Origin of the sequence: Kitasatospora nipponensis, from assembly GCF_039528135.1 — a bacterium.
Classification (GTDB): domain Bacteria; phylum Actinomycetota; class Actinomycetes; order Streptomycetales; family Streptomycetaceae; genus Kitasatospora; species Kitasatospora nipponensis.
The window spans coordinates 1-578 of record NZ_BAAALF010000612.1; the positions used below are offsets into that span (position 1 = coordinate 1).

General features: G+C 67.6%; 1 protein-coding gene. It reads left to right on the forward strand.

Annotated elements, in window-relative coordinates; all coding sequences use genetic code 11:
- A partial coding sequence (locus ABD323_RS42250) for an ABC transporter substrate-binding protein (RefSeq protein WP_425556352.1) occupies window positions 1-519 on the forward strand: 519 nt, incomplete at its 5' end.
- Window positions 520-578: the final 59 nt, after the last annotated feature.

Here is a 578-nt window from a genome sequence, read left to right on the forward strand (position 1 = left end):
GCGGCCTCGCTGGCCAACGGCGGCACGCTGGACAACATCCAGCCCGGCATCGACTTCTTCGGCAAGCTGAAGGCGGCCGGCAACTTCAACCCGGTCGAGGTCACCCCGGCGACGATCCAGAAGGGTGAGACCCCGATCACGATCGACTGGTCCTACCTGAACGCCGGTTACACCGACAAGTTCGCCTCGCAGGGCATCGACTGGAAGGTGGCCATCCCCTCGGACGGCTCCTACGCCCAGTACTACAACCAGGCGATCAACAAGTGGGCCCCGCACCCGGCCGCCGCCCGCCTGTGGGAGGAGTACCTCTACAGCGCCGAGGGCCAGAACGGCTTCCTCAAGGGCTACGCCACCCCGGCCCTGTTCGACTCGCTGAAGACCGCCGGCACCCTGGACGCCACCGCCGTGGCCAAGCTGCCGACCGTCGACAAGCCCTTCACCACCTTCCCGACCCAGGCTCAGACCGACGCGGCCAAGAAGACCGTGACCGAGAACTGGGCCAAGGCGATCGGCGGCTGATCACCCCTATGAACGACACGGCTCCCACCCCGGTGCCGTCCTCGGCCGCCGCTGACTCC